Source organism: Paenarthrobacter sp. NPDC091711, from assembly GCF_044756605.1.
Lineage (GTDB): Bacteria > Actinomycetota > Actinomycetes > Actinomycetales > Micrococcaceae > Arthrobacter.
This window is the reverse complement of the sequence record NZ_JBIVTF010000011.1, coordinates 114,920-140,593: the sequence shown is the minus strand read 5'-3', so window position 1 is coordinate 140,593 and position 25,674 is coordinate 114,920. Positions and strand designations below refer to the sequence as shown.

Genomic DNA, 25,674 nt, shown 5'->3' with positions numbered 1-25,674 from the left:
GTATGCCAAGGATCACGGCCGCCACGAATGCTGCCCAACGCGCCGAGACCCAACGTCGGATTCTGACCGCTTTTGGAGAGCTCCTCTTCACCCACGGTCTACCCGGCCTCACCATGACGGACGTCGCCCGCCACGCCGGCGTGGGACGGACCGCGGTCTACAACTACTACGCGGACATGGAGCAACTGCTCATCGCGTATGCCTTGGATGAGACCGAGCGCTTCATTGTTGACCTCCGCGATTCGCTGGCCGCCCTGGAAAACCCGGTGGACCGCCTGGCCCTCTACGTCCGCGCCCAGGTGGAAGATCTCAGCCGACGCCACCTGCCCCCGGGCCCGGCCATGGCAGCCGTTCTCTCCCCGGGGTCCTTCGCCAAGCTCGCCGACCATGTGGGCGACCTCAACGTCCTGCTTCAGGACATCCTCCAGGACGGCGTCCACCAGGGCTACCTGCCGGACGTCGACGTCGCGCAGTTGGCGCGGCTCATTCTCGGAACGCTCTCAGCCAGCGCCGCGCGCCGCAACCGAACGCCCGACGGCGGGACTCCCCCGCCGTCGCCGTCCTCCGACGTCGAGCATCACTCAGCCGTCGAGCGCCACACGGCGCAAACGGTGCGCTTCATTCAGCTGGGCGCTGGTGCCAGGTTCGACGACGACGGCCGGCCTTTGCGGTTGGAAGAGCCGGCCCACGACGCGCTGGCTGGCTAACTACTGCCCTGCAGGAAGCGTCGGAATGATGGGCCATTTGGAGTTATCCGCAATCCGCAGATCCTCCCGCGGGCACTGCAGTGTTCCCGGTGTCTGGTCCACCAGTTGTGGTTCCACCAAGCCTTCGAAACCCGGCGTCAGGATGACGTCCACGGATTCGTCCTCGCGGTTGTCCTCGAAGTAGTCCGTTCCGGCAAGGTTCCGTTGGATGTTGAACGCCGCGGCCTGGCCTTTGACGCCTGAGACCACCACGCCAATGCCCGAATAGGCGGTATCGCTGTTGTCCACCGAGGCCACTTTGTAGCCACGGGCTGTGAACTGGTCTGCTACCGTACCGGCCAACCCTCCACGTGAGGTGGCGTTGAAGACGTTGAGCGTCACGGCCTCGTTCGGTACGTAGTCGAACGTGGTGGCGGGGCACAGGCTTGTTGGAGCTTTGCTGGCGATTGCGCTGGGAACCTTGACCACGCCATTCATAATCGCCCAGGCACCCACGGCACCGGCAGCTATGACGCCCACCAGCAGGACAAGGACGATTCCATGGAACAGCCTCCGCCGGAAGCGGCCTTTGTGCGCTTGCTCGTCCTCGGCGAAGGTTGCCCGAAGCTCGGGGCCGGTGACCACCCGGTGTCCGTGGAGCTGCGTCACATCTTTGGGACGCCTGCTCTTGCTAGCCATCGATCACCAATACACGTGCGTGAATGGCTGTCCTCTGGTGGAGTGCCGTGCGGACGGCCCGGTGAAGTCCGTCCTCGAGGTACAGGACCCCTTGATACTGGACTACGTGCGGGAACAAATCACCGAAGAAGGTTGAGTCCTCAGCCAACAGTGCCTCCAAATCCAGGGTCCGTTTGGTGGTAACGAGTTCATCGAGGCGGACAGGGCGCGGGGGCAGGGCAGCCCAGTCCCGCGGCGCAGAGTATCCATGGTCAGGGTACGGGCGTCCCTCGCCCACAGCTTTGAAGATCACCCTGCAAGCCTATGGAAGATGCTGCGCTAACGGAACTTGTGACCCGCGGCACAAGCATGTTGTAGCCAAAAGGTGACTAACCTTCGCACGGCGTCACAGACGTCATAGCTGTGTTGGGAAGCACCGGGGCTGACAGAATGGGGTCATGACTCAACCGCTCCAAGGTACTCACCGGACCGCTGCCCGCGCCACGCCCGCGCTGGCGCTGCTGCTGGACGTCGATGGTCCCATCGCCAGCCCTGTGACGCGCGACGTCAAGCCGGACATCATTGCGGACCTGGTGGCCTTGGCATCGGCCGGCATCCCGGTCATCTTCAATACGGGCCGCTCGGATGCGTTCATCAGCGAGCAGGTCATGGAGCCCATGATTGCGGCAGGCATGCCCGCAGACACCGTGATTCACGCTATTTGCGAGAAGGGCGCTGTCTGGTTCAGCTACACAGCCGAAGGCCCGGGACCCATCCATGTGGACCACGAGCTCGCCGTGCCAAAAGCCTACGGGGACGATATCCGCCGGCTTGTTGCCGAGGATTACTCCGCACACATGTTCTTCGATGAGACCAAGCGCGCCATGGTTTCCGTGGAGCAGCATGTGGACGTGGCCAGCGAGGATTACCTGGGCGAGCAGAAACTCTTCGACGCCGATGCCCTGGCGATCATGGGACGCCACGGTCTCAACGCCGCCATCCTGGATCATCACGCACCGGAGTCCGATGACACCGCCGATTACCGCCTGGACCCCACCATCATCTCCACGGACATCGAATCCGTGCGCCTGGGCAAGGACCTTGGCGCCAGCCGGGCCGTTGAACTCCTGGCAGCCCAAGGCATCACCCCGCTCGCCTGGCGGACTGTGGGTGATTCCCGTACGGACTACGCCATGGCAGACTGGCTTCACCACAACGATCACCAGGTGAAGCACGTGGACGTCCGGCCGGCAGATGGCGTACCGGTGAAGCCTTACATCATCTTGACGGCAGCCGACCTTGAATTGGCCGATGACGTGATCCACGACGACGCCGGCGGCGCATTCCTCCGCAGCTGGCGCGACGCCCTTTCAATCTAGGTTCCAGCGCAACAGAGTTTTAGAGTCTTAGAGTTTTAGAGCAACGCACCCCAACGATCCCGGAGATACAGCCATCACGCAAGCACAGGTCGATCCGATTTACCACGGCAGCCCGTCCGTCGAAGAGGACACGATTGCTGAGGCGATCTCGCCTGCCGTCGTCGCGCATCTTAGGCACAGGTCCGACGTCGTCCGTCACCGCGGGCGGTACGCCCTGGTTAACGATGACCTGACCCCGCAACAGGCCATGGTGTCCGATCTCCTGGCCGTCCGGGCCGCTTTGGACGCTGCGGGTATCGATTTCATCCTGGTGCGCGGAAATGATGAGCGGCCCGTTGTTGCCGTTGACTGGGAGTCCCGCAAGGATGTCCGGGAGGCCCTGGTGTCGGCATTCCGGAACGAGCCCTTCTACTCCATGACGGTGGACGCCAAGAAGAAGACTTCGGTGCTGGTGGCGGACGGCGAGCTGTCGGCAAACCGGAAGGCCCGGATCTTCCGCTTGTACCGTCCGCGCGTCGAGATCGGCGGCGGCCTCTGGTACGGCCCGGCTTTGGGTGTGCAGCTTGAGCTGTGGAGGTTCGAGGGCGATCATCTGGAACTCCCGGTGGAGAATTCCTTGACCCGCCGCACCATGTTGCGTCAGGACGCGGTGCGCGGCACGGTTCAACGGCACGGCCTGTCATGGCCCACCATCGAGAACATGTTCGCCGATCATGCCAGCGACATCGATTTCGACATCGACATCGTTTTCTCGTGGGTGGATGGCAGCGACCCCGAGTACATCGCCAGGCGACGCGCCCAGCAGGCAGAAACTGTCCTTGGCGAAGGCGACGACCACGAGGCCCGCTTCCGGCAGATCAACGAGCTGAAGTACGCGCTCCGATCCGTGCACATGTTCGCCCCGTGGGTCCGGCGGATCTTCATCGCCACCGATTCCCCCGCGCCCGAATGGTTGGCCGACCACCCGTCGGTAACCATCGTCCGGAGCGAGGAGTTCTTTGCTGACACCTCCGTGCTGCCCACCCACAATTCACAGGCCGTTGAGTGCCAGCTGCACCACATCAAGGACCTCTCGGAGCACTTCCTGTACTCCAACGACGACATGTTCTTTGGGCGCCCTGTGGGGCCGGACATGTTCTTCACGCCCGGTGGCATCACCAAGTTCATTGAGGCCGACACCCGAATCGGCCTGGGCGAGAACGACGCCGAACGCAGCGGTTTTGAGAACGCGGCCCGCGTGAACCGCAAGCTGCTGTGGGAGCGCTTCGGACGGATCACCACCCGGCACCTTGAGCACACCGCCGCACCCCTTCGCCGCAGCGTGGTGGCGCAGATGGAGAAGGAATTCCCGGCCGAATTCGCCAAGACCGCCGGCAGCCGGTTCCGGGCCGCGGACAACATCTCCGTGACCAACTCGTTCTACCACTACTACGCACTGCTCACCGGCCGCGCGGTCACGCAGACCAGCGCCAAGGTCAGGTATGTGGACTCAACCATGTGGGCCGGGCTGCACTATCTGCCCAAGCTCCTGGCAAAGCGCCACATGGATTTCTTCTGCCTCAATGACGGCAGCTTCCCCGAGGTCGAGGCAAACGAGCGCGCAGACCTCGTGACCGACTTCCTGGAGAAGTACTTCCCCGTTAAGGCGCCTTGGGAGAAGTAAAAGATCCGGGCGAAACAAGCGGAAGCGAAGAGGTGTGGGTGCCGGGCGAGGTGTGGGCCCCCACACGGGACTCGTGCGGAATGCGGATGCCGGCTTCGGCCAGCCGCCGCTGAACCTCGGCCGCGTCCACGGGCTCACCCACGGTGACGCCACCGGACATCGGCACCACCGAATGCACCATGGTGTGCTCGTAAACATGGATCATGTTGTACGACTGCGCTCCGTCACGCCCGCGCTGTCCGCCGGCGCGCACCGCCAAATCCTGGGTGTAACACGTAGCTGAGGCGACCGATACGGGGATGCCGGCGAAGCTCGCCGTCGTCGAGTAATGCAGGTGACCGCCCAGGATGGCGCGGACGTCAGTATTACGCACGACGGCGGCCAGTGCGGCTTGGCCGCGCAGCTCCACCAGGACGGCGAGGTCCTGCACGCACGGAACGGGCGGGTGGTGGAGGGCCAGGATGGTGCCGTCCGGGGCCGGGGTGGCCAGTTCATCGGCCAACCATTCCAGTTGTGATTCTGACAGTTCACCGTAGTGGTGTCCGGGGACTGTGGTGTCCAGGGTGATAATCCGGAGTCCGTTGACGAAGTAGCTGCGGTCCACGGGGTCCTGTGGCTTGCTGGCCGCAGAGGCGTCAGCAAAAGCCGAGCGGAAGTTTGCACGGTTGTCATGGTTGCCCATGGCCCAAATGGCCTTGGCACCCAGCGACGCACACAGGGGTTCGATCATCTCGCGGAGACGCTCGTAAGCTTCCAGCTCGCCTTTGTCCGCCAGATCTCCGGTGAAAATGATGGCCTCTGGCTTGATCCTTGAGGCGATGATTTGTTCGCAGATCTCATTGAGCCTGGCTGCGCTGTCAACCGAGCCGTGGAGTGTGCCCGGACCACCCACCAGGTGAAGATCGCTCAGGTGCAAAAGCACATGACCTGGTTTGGGGTATTCGGCCTCGATGAGCTCCATAGCTTCGCCTTAGCGTTTGGTGGGAGACGGCTTCTCCCGTGTCATTCCAGTAGTGCCAATCCAACCAGACAACAAGCCAACAACAGGCCAACATCCGGCGGAATGTTGGAAAATTACTTTTCCCTTTCTGATTCAGTGGCTTTGCGCCAGTGCTTCTTCCAATGCTTCTATCAGGTCTTCGGAGTCAGGCTCCACCGCGGATGGGAACCGGGCAACAAGTTCTCCCTCACGGTTGATGACGAACTTCTCGAAGTTCCACTTCACTTTGACGGGCTGCCCCTCAGCGTCCTGTGTCAGCTCCGCGAAGAGTGGGTGCTGCTCCTTGCCCAGGACGTTGGCTTTGCTGGTCAACGGGAAGGAAACACCGAAGTTCCGCTCGCAGAATTCTGCAATCTCGTGGTCCGCGCCGGGCTCCTGCCCGCCGAACTGGTTGCAGGGCACTCCCAGGATTTCCAGGCCTTGGCCACGGTACTTGCCGTACAGCTCCTCCAAGCCTGCGTACTGGCGCGTGAAGCCACATTCGGAAGCGACGTTTACCACCAGGACCGCTTTGCCCTCGAACCGCCCGAAGTCCGCTTCGGTGCCATCGTTGAAGGTGAGGGGAATGCTGTACAGGCTGGTCATGGGATTCGCTTCCTGACGACGTCGTCTGGCGGGATTGCCGCAGTCGAGCTTACGGGAGCTGGCTTGGGTAGTGAAACCTAGGGCGCCGGAAGGACGAGCGAGGAGAGCGGCACAAGCACACCATCAGGCCGCTGGACCAGGTCCGGGGCGATCAGGATGTATCCGGGCGGAAGGACTACTGCCGGCAGCGACGTCGGGAGGACTGCAGCTGGTGAGGGTGCCGGAGCCACGGGAGGAGCGGGAGCTACTGGAACAACGGCCTGGGTAACTACCGGCCCCGGCGCAACAGGGACTGGTGCTACAACCACCGGTGCCGGTTCCACAACTGCCGGCGCCACAACCGCAGGTGCAACAGGAGCAGGTGCAACAGGAGCAGGTGCAACAGGAGCGGGTTCCACCGCCGGCGCCACAGGAGTCTCCACAGCGGGGGCTGCCGGCGGAACCAGAGCCGATTGCAGCGTCGGCGCCAGCGGGGCCGTAGTCAACGCGGGCGGGACGGTGGTGGTCTCAGTCGGTGTTGGCGTTGCTGTGGTGGTCGGGGTTGGCGTCGGTGTCGGAGTAGCCGTCGCCGTCGGGGTGGCCGTCGCAGTAGCCGTCGGGGACGGCGATGGCGTCGTGGTCTGAACCGGCGTCGTGGTGGCAGGCGGGGTGGTCTGGGTGCCACCAGTGCTGCTCGGCGGGTTGGTCCCGGAGGGAGTAGAACCGGACGGAGTAGTGCCGGAAGGAGCTGCGGGCGGAACGGGAAGCGGCGCGTCGTGTTCGTCCTCGCCACCGATGACGGCCCGGGTGGTCCCGTCGGCCACCGGCACAGCCCACTGCGGCGTTGCCGAAGAACCGTTGCCGACTCCGGGCTGGTAGTTCACCATGGCGATGGTCTGCAGGGCGTCGACCTGCCGCATGGCCAGGTAGGTCCAGCCGTTGGGGTTGGTGTGCAGGCCGTTCACGATCGTCTCAAAGTGGAGGTGGCAGCCCGTGGACCAGCCGGTGGTCCCAACCTCTGCAATGACTTCGCCCACCCGCACCGATTGGCCTTGGGTGACGCCGATTGCCTGGAGGTGGTTGTAGGTGGTGACCAAGCCGTTGCCGTGCTCGATTTCAACCCGGTTGCCACCACCCCACACGTGCCAGCCGACGGCCCGCACCACACCGGCGTCGGCGGCGTACACGCGGGTGCCGCAGGCGGCTGCGTAGTCCTGACCCCAGTGGAATTCTCCGGCCAGGCCCGTCAAGGGGCTGTAACGGTACCCATAGGGGGAACTCGGGTTGAGAACTTCAAGCGGTGCGTACAGAGCTCCAGCCGGCGGGCGGGACATGCCTGCTGAGGCAACCGTCAGTCCTGTGGAGCCGTCTTTGCTGACAGTGCGAACCATGGCGCGGTCGAAGTAGACCATGGGCGTGCCGGCGACTTGCTGGGGTGGTTCCAGAGTGGGGTCGATGACCAGGGTTTCGGCTTCCGGCGGCACCAAGGCGCCCAGGGCAGTCGGTTCCACTACGCCCTGCGCCAGTGCTCCGCCCACGGAACTGCTGGAGACAGCATTCAAGGGTTGGAAGCCAAAAGCGAAGAAAGCCAGGACGGCGAGGCTTCCGGCGATCAGAACGCGATGGAAGCCTACAGTGCGGATCAGTTGTACTGCCCGGTCTGATTCATGATGCTTGCCCACAAAACACTCCCCAAAGCCAGCGGCACCAAACCCCAGCCTGGCGTGCAAGCACCATTGTTGCGGGTATCACGGGAGAAATAAAGGCTTCCCGGGTGCCTTCTCCCGAAAGGTTGGCTCAGTTTTGGCTCAAGAATCTTGAGCTTTGTTTCAGGGGGCTAGGAGCCCAGGTTTTCCTTGAGCAGCGCACGGTGTTCGACGGCGGCATTGGCGTGGAGGGCGCGGCCCGCCTCAGTGAGTTCCAGGAAGAGGGATCGGCGATCGTCCACGCAGGTTTGGCGGGACACCAGACCTGCTTTTTCGAGCCGGTCCACCACCTTGGACACTGCACTCTGGGTCATGGGGGTGCGCTCCCCCAGGGCCTTCATCCGGCACGCAGACTCTTCGCTGTCAGCCACGAGGTCCAGGATTTCGAATTCGTTGAGGCCAATGTCGAACTTGGCTTCGAGGGCGCGGTCGATCGCTCCGGCGGTGCGGAAGTAGGAGTTCTGGATGCTGCGCCACTGCTCCACCAATTGGCGGTCGTGCAGTAGACGGTCACGCGTCGTTGCCATGCACTGATTCTAGTTCATGACGGCGTTAGAATCCACGTCATAAGATGACGCATAATATTCCTTGTCATTGAATGACGCGTCATGTACATTCGAATCCATGACATCACCCACCACCCTCAAAACCTCAACGGAGCCGCCTTTGGTATCAGCCGTCCGCTGGACGCGGGCCCAGTGGCTGCTGCTCATGGTTGTGTGCACCGTCCTGGCTTTGGACGGACTGGACGTCTCCATGGTCGGTGTTGCATTGCCTTCCATCGGACAGGAACTCAACCTCGGAACCGACTCCCTGCAGTGGATCGTCTCCGCCTACGTCCTCGGCTACGGGAGCCTCCTGCTCCTTGGTGGCCGCCTTGCGGACCTGTTGGGCCGCCGTCGAATCTTCCTTATCGCTTTGACCGTGTTTGCCGCGGCGTCCTTGCTCGGCGGGCTGGTTGACGACCCCGCCATCCTGATCGCCACGCGGTTCATCAAGGGCCTGGCCGCCGCGTTCACCGCGCCCACCGGCTTCTCCATCATCACCACCAACTTCGCCGAAGGCCGCGAGCGCAACAAGGCGTTGTCCATCTTCACCACGTTCGGCGCCAGCGGCTTCTCGCTGGGCCTGGTGGTGGGCGGCCTGATGACCAGCCTGAGCTGGCGTTGGACGTTCCTCGTCTCGGTGCCCATCGCCGTCGTTGTTGTCCTTCTGGGCATGAAGTTCATCCCCAAGGACAAGCCATCGGCGGAGAACAGCGGGCACGATCTTTGGGGAGCCGTGACGCTCGCACTGGGCATGCTTGGCCTCGTGTACACCTTGGTTTCAGCACCGGAACAGGGCTGGGGATCTGTGGCAACAATCGCCGGATTCGCAGTATCCATCGCCGTGCTGGCTGCCTTCGCGGTGATCGAGAACAAGGTCAAGCACCCCCTGATCCGTTTCAGCATCCTCAAGGAAGGCTGGGTGGCCAGGGCCAACCTCAGCGCGGTGGGGCTGTTCGGCTCCTACCTCAGTTTCCAGTTCATCGTCACCATGTACCTGCAGTCGGTGCTGGGCTGGACGCCGCTGGGGATGGCGTTGGCGCTGCTGCCGGCAGGTCTGTTGGTGGCTACCAGCGCACCGTTTGCAGACCGCCTCATTGAGAAGTTCGGCGCCACGCAGCTGATTCTGACCGGGCTCACGGCACTTGGCCTGGGGTACGTCCTGTTCCTCCGGGTGGGCACCACGCCCAATTACGTCCTGGACATCATGCCGTCGGTGGTCCTGCTGGGCATCGGTTTTGCGCTGGCCTTCCCGTCCATCAACGTCCAGGCGACTGCCGGGATCAAGGACTCGGAACAAGGTCTGGCTGCCGGTTTGATCCAGACCAGCACCCAGGTGGGAGCAGCCCTGGTCCTGGCGGTCACCACGGCCCTGGTCAGCGGACACGGTCAGGCCGCCGGAACCGTCAGCGCCCAAGCCATGCTGGAACAGTACCGTCCGGGCCTGATCCTGAGTGCCGCCGTCGCCATCGCCGCGCTGCTGGTGGCCGCCGCACCGAAACGGCGCCGCGTCCGGAGCTAGCCCCAGCTTTGGCTCCCCTGTACAGGGGAGCCAAAGCGAGGTCTCATGGGATCTATGAGGAATTACCTCACGGAGTACAGGCACGAGCTGCAGCGCACGTTCACAGGAACGTCGGGCACGCCTCCGGAGTGGGTGCCGCGCCTCGCCGAGGGGAACGACGCCGGTTATCACCTTCCGGGCTCGGCAGTCTGGGCGGTGCACGGGCATGTTGCCACCATCGTGGCCGGGATCAGGGTGCTGCTGATGCAGGCCCTCCATCCCGGCGCGCTGGCCGGCGTGTACGAGCACTCCGGCTTCCAGAAGGACCCGCTTGGCCGTCTGGCCAACACGGTCCGGTGGATCTTCACGGTGACGTATGGTTCCACGGAGGCCGCCGAAGCTGCGACGTCCCGTGTCCGCAAAATCCACGAGCGCGTCCGCGGGTCCTACGTGGCCGGCAACGGAGTGGTGCGGGAGTACGCCGCCAACGATCCCGAACTCCTCCGCTGGGTCCACGTCACCTACGCGGATTCCTTCATCACAGCCAACCGCATCTGGGGCAGACCCATCCCCGGCGGTCCCGATGCCTACGTTCGCGAGTGGGCGGCGGCCGGACGACTCATGGGAGTTGTCGACCCGCCGCTCACCGAGGCCCAGGTCCGTGACGAACTCGAGCAGTGGTACGCCTCCGGAATTCTCCGGGCCGACGAGCGGCTTGCCGAGACGGTGTCCTTTATCCGATACCCGCCCCTGAGCCCGCTCCTGAAGCCCGGTTACAGCATCCTGTTCGCGGCCGCCGTCGCGAGCCTTGAACCCAAGTACCGCGAGATGCTCGGCATCCGCCGCCCCGCGGTGGGTCCGGTTCCCTTGCCCGTCATCACCGCCGCCCGGGCAGTGCTGGGCATGGTCCGGTTTGCCCTGGGGTCCCACGGGCCAAGTGAGCAAGCCGCCCGGCAGCGGTTGCAAAGGCTGGGCTACGCGGAGGCTTAAAGCCGAAAGCCAACCCCTCCGCGCAAGTGAGTCTCGTCGAGGGGTTGGCTTTCAACCTTTTCGCACGTGCATTCCGCCGAGAGCTCACCGCTCGGCGGGAAGTGCTAGATCAGGTGGTCCGACAGGTTGTTCGGGGTGCCGAAGCGGTGTGCGGTGATGGACACGGCCTGCTCGCGGAGGAACGGCAGCATCTCGATCCGGCCGGCCTGGGTCACAGCACCGTGGTAGACCGCGACGTCCGGGCGGCCACCCATCGCTGCGCTCAGCGCGGCGAAGTCGCCACCGATCAGGCGGATCCGGCCGGCGTCGAACTTCGCTGCGCGGGCCAGCCACGCGGCGTCGTCCTCGATCCGGACGCTGACGCCCAGGTTCGCGAACACGCTCACCACGGCGTCGGGAAGCACGACGGCGGAGCTTACGGTGAGCTTGGAGCCCGCCACTGCACCGGCTGCTACGACGCGGAGCAGCTCAGCGAGTCGCTCGCCTTCGGAGAGACGGATGGTGACCGGGAGGGAGCGGTAGCGGAAGACGTTACGCTCAGCGGACAGAGCCGAAACATCCTTCGCGGTGCCGAACTCGGATTCCCATGCTGCTGCGTCGCTGAAGAGTGACTGCTGGAGCGTCTGAAGCTCCTCAGCCGTCACGTCAGCGGACTTGGCCGCCGCGAGGAGCTGCGCAGCCGGACCCTGAAGCATGGTGCCGCGCTTGGCCTTGGCCTCGGCGGGAAGCCAGCTGCCCAGGCCCACCAGGTAGTTCGGTCCACCGGCCTTGGTGCCGGCGCCAACGGCCGACTTCTTCCAGCCGCCGAACGGCTGGCGCTGGACGATCGCACCGGTAATGCCGCGGTTGACGTACAGGTTTCCGGCCTGGATGCTGTCCAGCCAGACGCCCATTTCAGCGGAGTCCAGGGAGTGCAGCCCGGCGGTGAGGCCGTACTCGATCTCGTTCTGGATGGCGATGGCTTCTTCAAGGGTTTCGGCGGTCATGACACCCAGCACCGGGCCGAAGAACTCGGTGAGGTGGAAGTAGGAGCCACGCTTGACGCCGGAGCGGATGCCCGGGGACCACAAGCGGCCGGTCTCGTCGAGGCGCTCGGGCTTAACCGCCCAGCTTTCGCCTTCGCCCAGGGTGGTGAGGGCGTTGAGGAGCTTGCCGTTGGCCGCTTCGATGATCGGCCCCATCTGCGTGGTGGCGTTCTCCGGGTAGCCGACGGTCAGCGACTGCGCGGCGTCGATCAGCTGGTTGTGGAAACGGGCGCTCTTGGCCACCGAACCCACCAGGATCACCAGTGAGGCAGCCGAGCACTTCTGGCCTGCGTGCCCGAATGCCGAATACACCACGTCCTTGGCGGCGAGGTCCAGGTCAGCACTCGGGGTGACGATGATGGCGTTCTTGCCGGACGTCTCCGCGAGCAGCGGCAGGTCCTGACGGAAGGAACGGAACAGCTCAGCGGTTTCGTAGCCACCGGTGAGGATGACCCGATCAACGCTCGGGTGCGAGACCAGCTGGGTGCCCAGTTCACGCTCTTCAAGCTGCACAAGTGCCAGCACTTCGCGGGGCACACCGGCCTCCCACAGCGCGTCCACCATCACGGAACCGGAGCGACGGGCCTGCTTTGCGGGCTTGATCACGACGGCGGAACCCGAGGCGAGCGCTGCGAGCGTCGAGCCTGCGGGGATCGCCACCGGGAAGTTCCACGGAGGGGTCACCACGGTGAGGTTGGCTGGGACGAACGTGGCGCCGTCGACCGTTTCCAGGTCCTTGGCGCGCTCGGCGTAGTAGTGAGCGAAGTCAATTGCTTCGCTGACCTCGGGGTCGCCCTGGTCGATGGTCTTGCCGGTCTCGGAAGCCATGACCTCGAGTAGCTCGGCGCGGCGGGCTTCGAGGACCTCGCCGGCGCGGTGCAGGATGGCTGCGCGCTCGGCTGCGGGGCGGGCGCCCCAGGCCTTGCCGTGGTCAACGGCGGTAGCGATGATCTGGTCCAGCTGCGCGGCGTCGGAGACCTTGGTGGACTCCACGATCTTGTTGCCAGCGGTGGACCCGGGGATGCGCTTGAGGATGTCGCGGCCCCATGCGCGGTTGGCCGGGAGAGCCGGGTCCGTGTCCGGGGTGTTGCTGAAGCCTTCCAGCGGAGCGGGCTCGGCGGGGAGACGGCGGTCCTGCTTGCGGTTGGGGCCCGGAACCTCGGATGTCATGCCGGCCAAGGAGTCCAGGAAGCGCTGCTGCTCGCGCTTGAACAAAGCTTCATTTTCGCTGAGTTCGAAGACGGCGGACATGAAGTTTTCCTGGCTGGCGCCCTCTTCGAGGCGGCGGATCAGGTAAGCGATGGCGACGTCGAACTCGCCCGGGTGGACCACGGGTGTGTAGAGCAGGAGGCTGCCAACGTCCTTGCGGACCGCGGTGGCCTGGCCCGTTGCCATGCCCAGGAGCATTTCGAACTCAATGCCCTTCGTGACGCCACGTTCCTTGGCGAGCAGCCAGGCGAAGGCGACGTCGAACAGGTTGTGGCCCGCGACGCCGATGCGAACAGCATCGATGTGCTCGGGGGTGAGGGCGTAGTTGATGACGTTCTTGTAGCTGGTATCGGAGTCCTGCTTGGTGCCCCATGTAGCCAGCGGCCAGTCGTGCAGGGATGCTTCAACCTGCTCCATGGGAAGGTTGGCGCCCTTGACCACGCGGACCTTGATGGGAGCGCCACCCTGGGCGCGGCGGGCAGACGCCCACTCCTGCAGTTCCTGCATGGCGCCGAGTGCGTCCGGAAGGTAGGCCTGAAGGACGATGCCCGCTTCGAGGTTCTTGAACTCGGGCATGTCCAGGATGCGCTTGAACACAGCGATGGTCATGCTGAGGTCCTTGTATTCCTCCATGTCCAAGTTGATGAACTTGGGCTTGGGGAAGGACGCTGCGAGGCGGTACAGCGGCGTGAGCTTCTCCACCACGTGATCGACGGCTTCGTCGAAGGCCCACGGGGAGTGCGGTGCAACAGTGGAGGATTCCTTGATGGAAACGTAGTCCACATCTTCGCGGGCGAGGAGCTTCAGAGTTCCATCGAGGCGGCGCTGGGCTTCGTGCTCGCCCAGAACGGCTTCGCCGAGGAGGTTCACGTTGAGGTGCACGCCGTCTTGGCGGATCTTGGCGATGGCCGGGCCGAGCTTGGCGTCCGTAGCGTCCACGATCAGGTGGCCCACCATCTCGCGGAGTACGCGGCGGGCGATCGGGATGACAACCTGCGGGACGATCGGAGCCATGACGCCGCCCACGCGGACAGCGCTGCGCATGTACCACGGGAGGAACTTGGGCACCTTGGGAGCGAGCTCTGCGAGCTTGCGGCCGGCGACCGACAGATCCTCGGGGCGGATGACGCCGTCGACGAATCCAACAGTGAAGTCCAGGCCGTTCGGGTCCTTCAGGACGCCGGCGAGGCGCTGAGCGGATACATCCACAGGGATTTTGCTGGCTTCAGTGAGCCAATGGCGGACCAAGGCGATGGCCTCCTGGGCCAAAGCTTCGAACTGCCCGGAGTCCTGGGTGCGCGGGGCGGTGGCATCCGGGAGTGTGCTGGTCATGGGAGCTCCTTATGGGACGGAGAAATTTGTTTGTTTCCATCAGTATGGATCTACAATCACGTTAGGAAAAGCGATCTTTTTTGACGAATATTCATTACTCATTCCGAATCTTTGGAGGCCGCCTTGCTGGACGTCCGCAGGCTGCGTTTGCTGCACGAATTGAAGATCCGTGGAACCCTCGCCGAGGTGGCCGACGCGATGCAGTACAGCCCCTCATCGGTGTCCCAGCAGCTCACCTTGCTGGAGAAGGAAGCGGGGGTGGAACTGCTGCGCAAAGCCGGGCGACGGGTTCAGCTGACCCCGCAGGCGGAAATTCTGGTGGCCCACACCGCAGCACTGCTGGAGACCTTGGAGCGTGCGGAAACTGAGCTCGCGGCATCGCTGTCGACTGTGACCGGAACGGTGCGGCTCGCCGTCTTCCAATCCGCAGCGTTGGCCCTGTTGCCCGACTTCCTCAGCATCATGCGGCAGGAGTACCCCGAGGTGCGGGTGGAAATGACCCAGCGTGAACCCGAGACCGCCCTCTACGAAACGTGGGCCCGGGACTTCGACCTTGTGGTGGCCGAGCAGTACCCCGGCCACGCGGCTCCGCACTACAGCGGCCTGGACCGCGTCATCCTCACCAGCGACGCCATCCGCCTGGCCACTCCCCCAGTGGGACTCGGGGGCGAAGCCGTGTCTTCCCTCGCGGACACCGCCTCAATGCCGTGGGTCATGGAACCCCGGGGCGCCGCTTCCCGGCACTGGGCCGAGCAGGCATGCCGCTCGGCAGGCTTCGAACCAGATGTACGTTACGAAACTGCCGATCTTCAGGCCCAGATCCGGCTCATTGAATCCGGGAACGCCGTGGCCCTCATGCCGGACCTCGTATGGACCGGGCGGAGCCGCACGGTCCAACTCCTGGACCTTCCCGGCCTTCCGGAGCGGACCGTGTTTACTGCCACCAGGACCGCTGGCCGGATCCACCCAGCCATCCTGGCCTGCCGGGAAGTGTTGGAACGGGTGGCGGCCGCCCATGGTCAGGGTGGGTTGCTGCCTGCTGCCAACTAACCCACCAGCCGAGCAGAGTCATGAAACAAATGGTGCGCATGGCACCGTCCGCGCCTGATGCCGGTGACCGCAACGCCCGGTCCCTGTTGAGGGCAAAGAAAAAGGCTCCTGGACCCATAGGATCCAGGAGCCTTCCCGGCGGAGAATGGGGGATTTGAACCCCCGAGGGCGTTAACCCAACACGCGTTCCAGGCGTGCGCCATAGGCCGCTAGGCGAATTCTCCTTGCTTCCGATTCGAAAGCAGATACTACTGTACCTGAGAATTTCGGCATCGTGTAATCGGGCTAATTTGCCCCTCCCAGGCGGCCTCGAAGAATCGTGCTTAACGGAAAAATGGACGCCCCCAACGCGCCCATTCTTGCGGTACATCGTTGAGCTGCCGGGTCCGGCCCCTCGCTCCCAGGCCCCGCAGCTCACAATCTTGAGATTGCCCCAATCGGTGTACATACCCATGGTCCGCTGAGGTGGGGTGATTTGCAATGGTTGAGACCTGTTTGTAGCCGAAGTTTATTGACAGGATGTGCGCATGACACAGCTGCACGCCCTGGTGGTTTACGTTCCTGAGACGCACATCGAAGAGGTCCTCGTTGCCATGGGCGATGCTGGCGCCGGGAGGATAGGCGACTACTCCCACTGCGCCTTTACTTCACCGGGCACCGGTCGCTTCACGCCGCTGCCCGGAGCGCGACCCCTTGTTGGTGAGGTGGGGATTGAGGAGCAAGTGTCCGAAATACGCGTTGAGTGCGTGGTCGAGGAGGACAGGCTCGACGGCGTTGTGCAGGCTCTGCGGGTCGCGCACCCTTACGAGGAGCCGGCTTTCATGACGTGGCAGGTGAATGGGTGGCGGTAACCCGGATCAGGACGCGGGCTTGCCACAGACGGCCAAGAAGCTTCCGCTTTTCATTGAGGTTAAAAGAAAAACTCCGGGTCCACTTACGTGGAATAACCGAAGCTTCCAATTCGTGGCCACAAGTAACATGTAACAGCGGTCAACAAGGGCTTGCGTGCATCACTCTACCGGTTAGGAAACCTCATTGACAACCACAAGTGACACGTGGATTGAGGACTGGCTCAGCGCGGGCCGCTTTGCGACGTACCTCAAGGCTGCAGGCGGATCACGCACGCGGGCGCTGGAGCTTTATGAGTGGAATGCACGCCTAAGTGCGGCCTTCCTCAGGGATATCAGCCACTTGGAGGTCGGGCTAAGAAACGCATGTGATCGCCACCTGCAGGTCGCCATCGTCGGCTCTGACTCCCATTGGACGGACCAAGCCACTTTGACGCGGCTATTTCCGGTCGCATCACGGTTTGACAAAGCCAAAGGCAGGCGCATCGATGTCAATAAGAACCCCAGAGACAAGGTTGAACGCGCCAGAGAGGCCGTGACGGCGGCGCCGAGCGTCGCTTTCCCGTCTCCGACGCCACTTCCAGGCAAGACCGTTGCTGAACTCATGTTTGGATTCTGGACCTTCCTGTTTGCCGACGGTCACGAAAAGACTCTGTGGGTCCCCTACCTTCACAAGGCGTTCCCTCCCGGTACGGATCGCAGCAAGCTGAGCCAAACTCTGACCGCTATCAGAGAGTTTCGGAACCGTATTGCTCATCACGAAAACATCCTTAAGGGCTCGGAGATTGAACGCCGGCGAATCGTCAGCGCGACACAGATGCTCTCACCAGAAGCCGCAGCACACTGCCAAGGCACAAGCGAAGTATCAGCCATCCTGGCCAACCGGCCATAGGCGTTCAAGAGAAGCCGCCCCGCGTGACGAGTCCAAGCAGAACACGCGACCAACCACCCGCCGTCGAGCCTTATCCACAGCCCTTTGAGCCGATTCGAACCCCAACCCAAGTTCGGGTAAGCTTGTCGACGGCCCCTCATGTGGCGTCATCCTGTTGAACTCCCCCAGGACCGGAAGGTAGCAAGGGTAGATGGGCTCTGGCGGGTGCATGAGGGGTCACTTACTTTAACTGTCAGTCCCTATAGGTAGGTTTCACTTGTGACTGTTACAACTGCCCTGTATCGAAGGTACCGCCCGGACTCTTTCGCGGACGTTATCGGGCAGGAACACGTCACGGAGCCGCTGATGACGGCGCTCCGCAAGAACCGCGTGAACCACGCCTACCTCTTCTCCGGCCCCCGCGGTTGTGGCAAGACCACCTCGGCGCGCATCTTGGCTCGCTGCCTGAATTGCGCGGAAGGTCCCACCGACACCCCCTGCGGCAAGTGCCCCAGTTGCATTGAACTGGCGCGCGGTGGCTCCGGCTCGCTGGACGTCATCGAAATCGACGCCGCCAGCCACGGTGGCGTTGACGACGCCCGCGATCTCCGTGAACGCGCAACCTTTGCCCCGGTCCGGGACCGCTACAAAATCTTCATCATTGACGAGGCCCACATGGTCACGTCGGCTGGCTTCAACGCGCTTCTGAAAATCGTCGAAGAGCCGCCGGAACACATCAAGTTCATCTTCGCCACCACGGAGCCGGACAAGGTCATCGGAACCATCCGCTCCCGCACGCACCACTACCCCTTCCGGTTGGTGCCGCCCGAGCCGCTGATGCAGTACCTCGAGCTCCTTTGCCAGCAGGAGAACGTTCCGGTAGCTCCTGGCGTGCTCTCACTCGTCATCCGCGCGGGTGGCGGTTCCGTGAGGGACACCCTGTCTGTCCTTGACCAGCTCATGGCCGGCGCCGGCCCCAACGGCTTGGATTACGAGCTTGCTGTCGCGCTGCTTGGCTACACGCACGCTTCCTTGCTGGACGACATCGTGGACGCTGTGGCCGCTGCCGACGCTGCCACCGTGTTCCGCGCAGTGGACCGCGTCATCCAGACCGGACATGATCCTCGTCGTTTCGTCGAAGACCTCTTGGAACGCTTCCGCGACCTCATCATCGTCCAGGCGATGCCGGAGAGCGCCCATGCCATCCTCCGCGGCATGCCAGCAGACCAGATTGCCCGCATGCGGAACCAGGCCACCAATCTGGGCGCAGCCGAGCTGTCCCGGGCAGCGGATGTCACCAACACCGCCCTCACGGAGATGACTGGCGCCACGTCGCCGCGCCTTCACCTTGAGCTGCTGTGTGCCCGCATCCTCCTGCCCAGCGCTGAGCAGACCGAGCGAGGCATCGCTGCCCGCATCGACCGCGTGGAACGTCGCCTGAATTACACGGGCGACGGCGGCGCACCGGCTGTCGCTGCTGGCGCGCCTGCCGCTGCGGCTAGTACACCCACCACGCCTCCGGTTCCAGATCCAGCACGGGCACCGGCACCAGCACCGGCTCCAGCGGAGACTCCAGCCCCGACGGCGCGCCCGGTTTCGCAGCAAGCACCCGTTGCAGTGCCAGCAGCGCCGGAGCAGTCCACGCCCGAGCAGTCCTCTGCTGAGCAGTCCCCCGCTGAGCCGTCCACGCCCCCGTCGGCCGCTCAACCGTCCGCTGACGCCGGTGCGCGGGAAGCCATCACAGCGCCACGGGTGTCCACCAACGACTGGCCCGTTGAAGACCGCCCAGCTGCCGGCAAGGCGCCCCAGGCCGCCGCGCCGCAGGTTGCCGCTACCCAGGCTGCCGCACCGCAGCAGCCCCAGCCCGTTCAAGCACCGACGCCTACGTCTCAAGCGCAGCCTGCTGTGCCATCGGCTGACGCGGCCCCGCAGCCTGCAGCTCACGTTCCAGTCTCCGGTGGCAGCGGTGACGTGGAGGCCCTGCGCCGTGCGTGGCCGGATGTCCTCCAGACCTTGACTAAGATCAAGCGCAGCACGTGGGCGTTGGTGGAACCGAATGCCCAAGTGGCCCAGTTCGACGGCCAGGTGCTGACTTTGGCATTCACCACGGGCGGCCTCGCCGGCGCGTTTGGACGTGCGGATCATTCCGAGAACCTTCGCCAGGCGATTCACAAGACCATCGGTATCGACTGCCAGATCGTCGCGATCGCTGGCGGCAACAGCTCAGCGAGCTCTGAGCCAAACCCAAAAGCACCTACTAGCCGGGAATCTCCGGCTGCTGCAGCAAGTGTCGCATCAGCCCCTGCCCAAACAGCCTCGGCGCCTTCTCCTGTATCAGCTGTCGACTCCGCTTGGGGTCTCGCACCCGCTTCCGCGCCAGTAGCATCGCCAGCTACCGCGGGGGCAGCATCAGTGTCAGTGGAAGCTTCCGCACCAGCAGAAGCATCCGCACCACCAGCACCCGCCCCCGCTGCCGCAGCAGTAGCCCCGACAGCAGCACCCCCGGCTTCCCCGGCTGCCCCGGCGCCAAGCGCTCCCCCGGCTTCCGAGCCCTCCGGCGACTACTCGTACCCTGACGACGATTGGGGTCCGCCGCTCGACGAGGATGCGCCTCCTCTGGATGAAGAGCCTCCCTCGGACTGGGAACCACCGGCCGCCCAACCACCGGCACCCCAGGCCCAGTCTGCAAGCCGGGCGTCAACACCGCCCCAAAGCACACCCACCACGGCCACACCGCCACGTACCAAGAGCGGCAACTCTGCCGAGGATCCGTGGTCCCGTGCTGTGGAGCAAGCGCCGGGTACGTGGGTAGTGGGCGCGGAGTCCAACGTGGGCAGGAACCCTGCCCCGGCTGCCGAGGAAGCCGCCCCGGCAACGGACACCCCGGACTACGAGCCGGCCGCTGCCCAGGTTCCGGAGGCACCCACCGGCGCCTACGGCCACCCCACCAATGCGGAGCAGAACCCAAGCTCCAGCTGGGACGTCGCACCGGCGTCGAGCTGGCCCGCAGCGGAGTCCATGCCTGCACCGGCAACCAGCAACGCACCTGCCCCCTGGCCCTCCTTGGCGACGCAGCCCGAGGAAGCGCACGGTTCAGTGGCGACGCTTGAGGAGGGCGCGCCGTCGGGCAGTCCGAACGGACGCCAAAGCCTGTACCAGAGGCTGACCAACAGTCCCGAAGCCCAGGCGGGGCGTGTTCAGGCACCTGCGCGAACCCAGGCAGCGCCCGCCACCGTGACGGAGGACATTCCCAGCCCGGAGGATGAAACCATCGAAGAATCCCGGGTCTTTGGGCGGGCTGCCGTGGAGCGTATTCTGGGCGGGAAGCTGATTGAAGAGCGCGCCTTGGATGGTTCTCCCCTGCAACCCCGCTGATTTCCAGCATTGATTTCAAACTAACGAGGACATTGTGTACGAAGGTGCAGTTCAAGAGCTGATTGATGAGCTCGGCCGGCTTCCCGGTGTGGGCCCCAAATCAGCGCAGCGCCTGGCCTTCCACATTCTCGAGGCCGATCCTGAGGATATGAAGCGCCTGGTCACGGCCATCACCACGGTGAAGGAACGCGTGAAGTTCTGCAGTGTGTGCTTCAACGTGACCGAGCAGGAAACGTGCAACATTTGCCGAGACCAGCGCCGTGACCCGTCGGTTATCTGCGTCGTTGAGGAGTCCAAGGACGTCTTGGCTGTGGAGCGCACGCGGTCCTTCCGCGGCCGGTATCACGTACTGGGCGGTGCCATTAATCCGATCGCGGGCATCGGCCCGGAGCAGTTGCGCATCCGTGAGCTCCTCACCCGGCTCAATGACGGCGCAATCCAGGAAATCATCATTGCCACGGACCCCAACCTTGAGGGCGAAGCGACGGCCACTTATCTTGCCCGCATGCTCAAGTCGATCGGGATCACCGTGACACGTCTTGCCTCTGGCCTGCCCGTGGGTGGAGACCTGGAATACGCCGACGAAGTCACGCTCGGCCGGGCCTTTGAAGGCCGGCGCAACGCGCTGTTGTAGTCTCGCAATCACAACGTCAACCGTGATGGGGGTCCTGTGCGGGAACTTGTGTATTACGTTGCTGTGACCCTGGATGGCTACATTGCCGGTCCAGGGGGCGAGTTCGATGCGTTTCCGGTGGAGGGTGACCATATGGCCGCCCAAATCCAGCGCTTCCCGGAAGCCATACCCACAGCGGTTGCCGATGCCATGGGAATTGAACGCACCGGGACCACCTTTGACACTGTGGTGATGGGCTGGAACACCTACGCCGTTGGCCTGCCGGCGGGCATGACCAGCCCGTACCGGCACCTCGAACAAGTAGTGTTCTCCCGGACGCGCACCGAGGCGGACATCCCCGGCGAGCACCCGAATTTGACCGTTACCGATGAAGACCCAGTAGATGTGGTGCGCCGGCTAAAGTCCCGGCCCGGGAAGTCGATTTGGCTCTGTGGCGGCGGGCAACTCGCAACCCAGCTCGTGGGTGAAATCGACCGGCTCGTACTCAAACGCAGCCCGCTGCTCTTTGGCAACGGCATTCCGCTGTTTGCGCCCGGCGCCTACCAGCCCGGCACCTTCGAGGAGGTCTCGACGACGGCGTTCGGCTCGGGCGTCGTGATCTCTGAGTACGCTCGGCAGCCGGTCAACGAGAACCGGAACTAGTACGCAGCCTCCGCGCGGCCAGCCAGCGTCCCGTTGCCATCACCAGGGCGGCCACCACTCCTTGCAGCAGCAATCCCGACAGTGCCACAGGCATGGACGGAGCGAGGCCGGCACTGGATTCCCCGCCAAGGCACGGGACCTCGCGTGACGGACCGTCGGCGGCCCATTGCAGTCCGGACAACATCCATCCAATCGGGTTGTCCGTGGGCGCCAGTTCCCCGGCCACGCTACCCAAGAGCAGGGCAGGGTTGGTGGTGGCCAGCCAGGCTATCCGGTCCGTGTGCGCCACCTCAACCGGTCGAAGATCGCCAACGCATTCGTAGGCAGTGATTCTTCCGGAGTCGTCCCGCTCCACGTTCACCGGCACGGAAGCCTGGCCCATGCCCGTGGTGGAGGGCAGCAACAGGACTGTGACCGCCACATTTACCAGGCAAAGGAAAGCCATCAGCACCACTGCCACAGCAGCACCCGGCGTGGCCTTGGCGAAGCATTTCCGCGAACCAGCACCGATCAGCCCGAAGAGGGCTACTTCAAGGACAATGACCACGACGGCGGCACCGGCCAGCGCGGTCGGCCCGCCGACGCTGAGGCCCACCACCAGCAAAACAGTGCAAGCCGGCACGGCCAATCCCACCCCGCGCATGGCTCCTGCAAGCAGCAGTGAAGGGGTGCTTCCGTTCGAATGCCGGAAGCCCCACGCTGCCCCCAGCACGGCCGCTGAGAGTGCCAGGAATGCCGCCATCAGTAAATGGACAGCATTTGCGACGTCGGCGTCGAACCAACCGTTGGATTCTGCCCAGGCCACCAACGCTGCGGCTATTCCCCAGGCGAGAGCAATCCCCAGTGCGCAGGCAATCCAGAACCACCACGACGTGAAGGACTTCCGGGTGTTCCGCCACGCCTCGCCGGCAGTCACGGCGAGATTTCCAGGGGCGTGCGGCGGCCCCGTGCCTGATTTCCCGTCGCTCACCTTGGATGGCTGGTCATCGATCATCCCGCCGCCGATGACTTCGTATTCGGGCTCGTTCCATCCAGGACCCGAACCGCCCGTATGGTCAGGAACGCCGGCCATCACCACTCGCACTCCTCATGAGTTGGATGGTACGCCCGGCATGCCGCCACCGATACGCCGAGGCTGCAAGGTTTCGAGGCACCGGCTTTCACGGGGAGATCCCAGCCAAGCGTGCCACCATGGAACATGGTCTCCAACCGCGGTTTTTCCGGCGTCTTCCAGCGTCCCCGTCCCATCAAGCCCGCCCCGGGTCAGGAGTCAGTGTGGGACTACCCGCGCCCGCCAAGGGTAGAGCCACGATCTGAACGGGTTGTGGTGCGGCTTGGCGGTCAGGTGATCGTGGACACCACCAATGCTGTGCGTGTTCTGGAGACGAGCCATCCACCCGTCTACTACGTGCCGTTGGATGCCTTCCCTGAGGGTGTCCTTGTCCCTGTTGGTGGCGCCACTTTTTGCGAGTTCAAGGGCGAGGCAAGTTATTTCACCATCAAGGCCGGCGGGACGGTTGTTGAGCGTGGCGGGTGGACGTACCCGCAACCCACCCGGGGGTTCGAGGCCCTCAGCAGCCGGGTGGCCCTGTACCCGGAACGCATGGATTCCTGCGAGATCGACGGCGAGCAGGTGACGTTCCAGGAAGGCGGCTTTTACGGCGGCTGGATCACCCGCCAGATTGTGGGCCCGTTCAAGGGTGGTCCGGGCACTGCCGGATGGTAGTGCCAGCAGGTGGCCGCTATGTGGTCACAATTCCTACCAGCCCTGCGCGCGGCGATAAACTGGGCAAATAAGCTACGCGGGTGTGCTCAAATTTGGATTTGGCATGCCGCGTTCGAACCCTATTGATGCAGTGAGGGTGCGCGCATGACTATGCCCACTACCGAAGTGAAGATCGAAGAGCTCTCCAACGAGGCTGCCATTACCAAGCAGCTGATCGTTCAAAAGTTCGGCGGTTCCTCGGTCGCAGATGCTGATGGCATCAAGCGGGTCGCTCAGCGCGTCGTGGATGCGCAGAAGGCCGGCAACGAGGTTGTGGTTGTTGTTTCCGCGATGGGCGACACCACCGACGAACTCCTGGACCTCGCAAGCCAGGTCACCGACTCGGCTCCCGCCCGTGAAATGGACATGCTGTTGTCCGCCGGTGAGCGAATTTCCATGGCCTTGCTCGCCATGGCCATCAACAAGTTCGGTGCCTCCGCGCAGTCCTTCACGGGCTCCCAGGCCGGCATGATTACCGACGGCATCCACGGCAAGGCGCGAATTATCGACGTCGATCCCCACCGCATCCGCACCGCCTTGGACAAGGGCCATATTGCGATCGTGGCAGGCTTCCAAGGCATGAGCCGCATCACCAATGAGATCACCACGTTGGGCCGCGGCGGTTCGGACACCACAGCTGTTGCCTTGGCAGCGGCTCTGGAAGCCGACGTCTGCGAAATTTACACGGACGTGGACGGCATCTACACGGCCGACCCCCGCGTCGTCAGCAGCGCCCAGAAGATCGACCGTATTTCCAGCGAGGAAATGCTGGAACTGGCCGCTTCCGGTGCCAAGATCCTGCACCTGCGGTGCGTGGAGTATGCCCGCCGTTTCGGTGTGCCGCTGCATGTCCGCTCGTCATTCAGCCAGAACGAAGGCACGTGGGTCATCCCCGGAGCCGACGAAAAGTTCACTATTCAAGAGGGAGTTGCCTTGGAGCAGCCAATCATTTCCGGCGTTGCACACGACCGGTCCGAAGCCAAGGTCACCGTGGTTGGTGTGCCGGACATTCCCGGCAAGGCAGCTGCAATCTTCCAGGTGATTGCCGATGCGCACTCGAACATCGACATGATTGTCCAGAATGTGTCCACGCACGGCACCGGCCGCACGGACATTTCGTTCACCCTTCCCATCGTGGAAGGTGCCGACGCCCTTGCCGCCCTGCGCGCTGCCGAGGGCCAGATCGGTTTCGAGAGCATCGAATACAACGAGCATGTTGGCAAGCTCTCCCTCATTGGCGCAGGCATGCGCTCACACCCCGGCGTCTCGGCCACGTTCTTCAAGGCCCTTTCGGACGCCGGAATCAACATTGACATGATCTCCACCTCGGAAATCCGCATTTCCGTGGTCACCAGCGCTGACGCCTTGGATGATGCCGTGCGCGCCATCCACAATGCGTTCGAGCTCGACGGCGACGCTGAAGCCACCGTTTACGGCGGCACCGGCCGCTAGGGTCACCACGGGCAACGCCCCATGTAAGTAGCAGATCAGGCCGTTCTGAGCTCTCAGAACGGCCTGATCTGCTACTTAGTTGGGTGAGCGGGGCGCCAGTAGGACATCCACCAACTGCGTCAGCCCGTCAGCCATGTCCACGTTCTTGTCATACAGCCACTGCAGCTGCAGGCCGTCAAAGGCGGCTACTGTCAGCCTGGCCAGCATCACGGCGTCGACGTCGGTGCGTACCTCGCCGGCCTTCTGTCGCCGCTCAATGTCGACGGCGATGTCCCGCACCACGGTCTCGTAGCGGTCCTTGAAGTAGGCGTGGGAGGCGTGCCCGGGATCGTTAGCCGTGGCGGATGCCACCGCGTACAGCGTAGTCAGCCCTGGTTCGTTGCGGTTCCGCTCAGCGATGACCGGCATGAGGCTCAATCCAACCTCTGATTCGCCACCGACGGCCAGCGAGCGACGATCCCGTTCCGCCAGGACCGCAGTCAACAGTTCCTGCTTGCCCTTGAAGTAGTGGAACAAGGTGGCTTCCTTGACGCCCACCAACTCGGCAACGCGCTTGAGCGCGGTTCCCTCAAACCCTTCGGTGGCGAAGACGTCGGTTGCCGTCTGGATGATCTGTTCGCGGCGTTCTGCCCCCTTGGCGTACTGGCCCCGGGCCCTCGTCGTAGACATCCGTTCAGTCTATTTCACCGTTCAAAATCGAGGATCACTCGACTTTTTTCCTGAAAACCTAGTCACACTAGATTTTTGTCGCTAGAGTCT

At 63.8% G+C, this 25,674-nt stretch carries 22 protein-coding genes, 1 tRNA gene and 1 other RNA gene; 14 read left to right on the top strand and 10 right to left on the bottom strand.

Annotated elements, in window-relative coordinates; translation table 11 throughout:
- The first annotated feature begins 2 nt into the window (after positions 1–2).
- A complete protein-coding gene (locus ACIQH5_RS16505) occupies positions 3–707 on the top strand; it encodes a TetR/AcrR family transcriptional regulator (protein WP_400405321.1) in 705 nt (234 codons plus the stop codon).
- Here the strand turns inward: ACIQH5_RS16505 and ACIQH5_RS16500 are convergent, their stop codons facing one another.
- Both ACIQH5_RS16500 and ACIQH5_RS16495 read right to left on the bottom strand, forming a co-directional pair.
- Positions 708–1,385, bottom strand: a complete 678-nt coding sequence (locus ACIQH5_RS16500) for a LytR C-terminal domain-containing protein (RefSeq protein WP_400405318.1) — start codon at positions 1,383–1,385, stop codon at positions 708–710.
- Positions 1,378–1,677: a type II toxin-antitoxin system VapB family antitoxin gene (locus ACIQH5_RS16495; RefSeq protein WP_062069994.1), complete on the bottom strand. Its 300-nt coding sequence runs from the start codon at positions 1,675–1,677 to the stop codon at positions 1,378–1,380. The genes ACIQH5_RS16500 and ACIQH5_RS16495 overlap by 8 nt, the downstream gene beginning before the upstream one ends.
- A gap of 145 nt (positions 1,678–1,822) precedes the next feature.
- Here ACIQH5_RS16495 and ACIQH5_RS16490 point away from each other — a divergent pair, with 145 nt between their 5' ends.
- Both ACIQH5_RS16490 and ACIQH5_RS16485 read left to right on the top strand, forming a co-directional pair.
- Complete coding sequence (locus tag ACIQH5_RS16490) at positions 1,823–2,743, top strand: hypothetical protein (RefSeq protein ID WP_400405315.1); 921 nt, start codon at positions 1,823–1,825, stop codon at positions 2,741–2,743.
- Positions 2,744–2,816: 73 nt separating this feature from the next.
- A complete protein-coding gene (locus tag ACIQH5_RS16485; RefSeq protein ID WP_400405345.1) occupies positions 2,817–4,406 on the top strand; it encodes a stealth family protein in 1,590 nt (529 codons plus the stop codon).
- Here the strand turns inward: ACIQH5_RS16485 and ACIQH5_RS16480 are convergent.
- The 4 genes from ACIQH5_RS16480 to ACIQH5_RS16465 form a co-directional block, all read right to left on the bottom strand.
- Positions 4,384–5,367: a phosphodiesterase gene (locus ACIQH5_RS16480; RefSeq protein WP_400405312.1), complete on the bottom strand. Its 984-nt coding sequence runs from the start codon at positions 5,365–5,367 to the stop codon at positions 4,384–4,386. The genes ACIQH5_RS16485 and ACIQH5_RS16480 overlap by 23 nt on opposite strands.
- Before the next feature lie 132 nt (positions 5,368–5,499).
- The gene (locus ACIQH5_RS16475) at positions 5,500–5,991 is read right to left on the bottom strand and encodes a glutathione peroxidase (protein ID WP_400405310.1); all 492 of its coding nucleotides are present in this window, start codon (positions 5,989–5,991) and stop codon (positions 5,500–5,502) included.
- 77 nt (positions 5,992–6,068) lie between these two features.
- Entirely contained in the window at positions 6,069–7,652 is a 1,584-nt protein-coding gene (locus ACIQH5_RS16470; protein ID WP_400405308.1) for a M23 family metallopeptidase, read from the bottom strand.
- Between the two features lie 155 nt (positions 7,653–7,807).
- A complete protein-coding gene (locus ACIQH5_RS16465) occupies positions 7,808–8,203 on the bottom strand; it encodes a MarR family winged helix-turn-helix transcriptional regulator (protein ID WP_400405306.1) in 396 nt (131 codons plus the stop codon).
- A gap of 97 nt (positions 8,204–8,300) precedes the next feature.
- Between ACIQH5_RS16465 and ACIQH5_RS16460 the strand changes: the two genes are divergently transcribed.
- Positions 8,301–9,743, top strand: a complete 1,443-nt coding sequence (locus ACIQH5_RS16460; protein WP_400405303.1) for an MFS transporter — start codon at positions 8,301–8,303, stop codon at positions 9,741–9,743.
- A 45-nt stretch (positions 9,744–9,788) separates the two neighbouring features.
- The gene (locus ACIQH5_RS16455; RefSeq protein ID WP_400405301.1) at positions 9,789–10,712 is read left to right on the top strand and encodes an oxygenase MpaB family protein; all 924 of its coding nucleotides are present in this window, start codon (positions 9,789–9,791) and stop codon (positions 10,710–10,712) included.
- A 104-nt stretch (positions 10,713–10,816) separates the two neighbouring features.
- On the opposite strand, the gene ACIQH5_RS16450 is transcribed toward ACIQH5_RS16455, so the two are convergent.
- Entirely contained in the window at positions 10,817–14,278 is a 3,462-nt protein-coding gene (locus tag ACIQH5_RS16450; protein ID WP_400405299.1) for a bifunctional proline dehydrogenase/L-glutamate gamma-semialdehyde dehydrogenase, read from the bottom strand.
- A gap of 123 nt (positions 14,279–14,401) precedes the next feature.
- Between ACIQH5_RS16450 and ACIQH5_RS16445 the strand changes: the two genes are divergently transcribed.
- Positions 14,402–15,328 carry a LysR substrate-binding domain-containing protein gene (locus ACIQH5_RS16445; RefSeq protein ID WP_400405296.1) on the top strand — a complete coding sequence of 309 codons (927 nt, stop codon included), beginning with the start codon at positions 14,402–14,404 and terminating at the stop codon, positions 15,326–15,328.
- 139 nt (positions 15,329–15,467) lie between these two features.
- On the opposite strand, the gene ACIQH5_RS16440 is transcribed toward ACIQH5_RS16445, so the two are convergent.
- Positions 15,468–15,552 (bottom strand) — tRNA-Ser (locus ACIQH5_RS16440).
- A gap of 303 nt (positions 15,553–15,855) precedes the next feature.
- Between ACIQH5_RS16440 and ACIQH5_RS16435 the strand changes: the two genes are divergently transcribed.
- The 6 genes from ACIQH5_RS16435 (at position 15,856) to ACIQH5_RS16410 (ending at position 21,698) form a co-directional block, all read left to right on the top strand.
- Positions 15,856–16,179 (top strand): hypothetical protein, encoded by a 324-nt coding sequence (locus ACIQH5_RS16435; protein ID WP_400405293.1) that lies wholly within the window; start codon positions 15,856–15,858, stop codon positions 16,177–16,179.
- Positions 16,180–16,363: 184 nt separating this feature from the next.
- On the top strand, positions 16,364–17,068 hold the full coding sequence (locus ACIQH5_RS16430; protein ID WP_400405290.1) for an Abi family protein: 705 nt from the start codon (positions 16,364–16,366) through the stop codon (positions 17,066–17,068).
- A 127-nt stretch (positions 17,069–17,195) separates the two neighbouring features.
- Positions 17,196–17,292: signal recognition particle sRNA small type (gene ffs / locus ACIQH5_RS16425), an RNA gene on the top strand.
- 34 nt (positions 17,293–17,326) lie between these two features.
- Complete coding sequence (locus tag ACIQH5_RS16420; RefSeq protein WP_400405289.1) at positions 17,327–20,422, top strand: DNA polymerase III subunit gamma and tau; 3,096 nt, start codon at positions 17,327–17,329, stop codon at positions 20,420–20,422.
- Between the two features lie 34 nt (positions 20,423–20,456).
- Complete coding sequence (recR, locus tag ACIQH5_RS16415) at positions 20,457–21,056, top strand: recombination mediator RecR (RefSeq protein WP_017198356.1); 600 nt, start codon at positions 20,457–20,459, stop codon at positions 21,054–21,056.
- A gap of 36 nt (positions 21,057–21,092) precedes the next feature.
- A complete protein-coding gene (locus tag ACIQH5_RS16410; RefSeq protein ID WP_400405286.1) occupies positions 21,093–21,698 on the top strand; it encodes a dihydrofolate reductase family protein in 606 nt (201 codons plus the stop codon).
- Here the strand turns inward: ACIQH5_RS16410 and ACIQH5_RS16405 are convergent.
- Positions 21,679–22,770, bottom strand: coding sequence for a hypothetical protein (locus tag ACIQH5_RS16405; protein WP_400405283.1), 1,092 nt, complete (start codon positions 22,768–22,770; stop codon positions 21,679–21,681). The genes ACIQH5_RS16410 and ACIQH5_RS16405 overlap by 20 nt on opposite strands.
- Positions 22,771–22,896: 126 nt before the next feature.
- Between ACIQH5_RS16405 and ACIQH5_RS16400 the strand changes: the two genes are divergently transcribed.
- Entirely contained in the window at positions 22,897–23,424 is a 528-nt protein-coding gene (locus ACIQH5_RS16400) for a DUF427 domain-containing protein (RefSeq protein ID WP_400405281.1), read from the top strand.
- A gap of 144 nt (positions 23,425–23,568) precedes the next feature.
- Entirely contained in the window at positions 23,569–24,915 is a 1,347-nt protein-coding gene (locus tag ACIQH5_RS16395) for an aspartate kinase (RefSeq protein WP_062069961.1), read from the top strand.
- Between the two features lie 75 nt (positions 24,916–24,990).
- On the opposite strand, the gene ACIQH5_RS16390 is transcribed toward ACIQH5_RS16395, so the two are convergent.
- Positions 24,991–25,584 carry a TetR/AcrR family transcriptional regulator gene (locus tag ACIQH5_RS16390; RefSeq protein ID WP_400405278.1) on the bottom strand — a complete coding sequence of 198 codons (594 nt, stop codon included), beginning with the start codon at positions 25,582–25,584 and terminating at the stop codon, positions 24,991–24,993.
- Between the last annotated feature and the right edge of the window lie 90 nt (positions 25,585–25,674).

Coding starts and splice junctions, on each gene's coding strand:
- ACIQH5_RS16395 (WP_062069961.1), top strand. CDS start 23,569: ATGACTATGCCCACTACCGAAGTGAAGATCGAAGAGCTCTCCAACGAG.
- ACIQH5_RS16455 (WP_400405301.1), top strand. CDS start 9,789: ATGGGATCTATGAGGAATTACCTCACGGAGTACAGGCACGAGCTGCAG.
- ACIQH5_RS16505 (WP_400405321.1), top strand. CDS start 3: ATGCCAAGGATCACGGCCGCCACGAATGCTGCCCAACGCGCCGAGACC.
- ACIQH5_RS16405 (WP_400405283.1), bottom strand. CDS start 22,770: ATGGCCGGCGTTCCTGACCATACGGGCGGTTCGGGTCCTGGATGGAAC.
- ACIQH5_RS16390 (WP_400405278.1), bottom strand. CDS start 25,584: ATGTCTACGACGAGGGCCCGGGGCCAGTACGCCAAGGGGGCAGAACGC.
- ACIQH5_RS16465 (WP_400405306.1), bottom strand. CDS start 8,203: ATGGCAACGACGCGTGACCGTCTACTGCACGACCGCCAATTGGTGGAG.
- ACIQH5_RS16490 (WP_400405315.1), top strand. CDS start 1,823: ATGACTCAACCGCTCCAAGGTACTCACCGGACCGCTGCCCGCGCCACG.
- ACIQH5_RS16480 (WP_400405312.1), bottom strand. CDS start 5,367: ATGGAGCTCATCGAGGCCGAATACCCCAAACCAGGTCATGTGCTTTTG.
- ACIQH5_RS16435 (WP_400405293.1), top strand. CDS start 15,856: ATGACACAGCTGCACGCCCTGGTGGTTTACGTTCCTGAGACGCACATC.
- ACIQH5_RS16460 (WP_400405303.1), top strand. CDS start 8,301: ATGACATCACCCACCACCCTCAAAACCTCAACGGAGCCGCCTTTGGTA.
- ACIQH5_RS16400 (WP_400405281.1), top strand. CDS start 22,897: ATGGTCTCCAACCGCGGTTTTTCCGGCGTCTTCCAGCGTCCCCGTCCC.
- ACIQH5_RS16475 (WP_400405310.1), bottom strand. CDS start 5,991: ATGACCAGCCTGTACAGCATTCCCCTCACCTTCAACGATGGCACCGAA.
- ACIQH5_RS16500 (WP_400405318.1), bottom strand. CDS start 1,385: ATGGCTAGCAAGAGCAGGCGTCCCAAAGATGTGACGCAGCTCCACGGA.
- ACIQH5_RS16450 (WP_400405299.1), bottom strand. CDS start 14,278: ATGACCAGCACACTCCCGGATGCCACCGCCCCGCGCACCCAGGACTCC.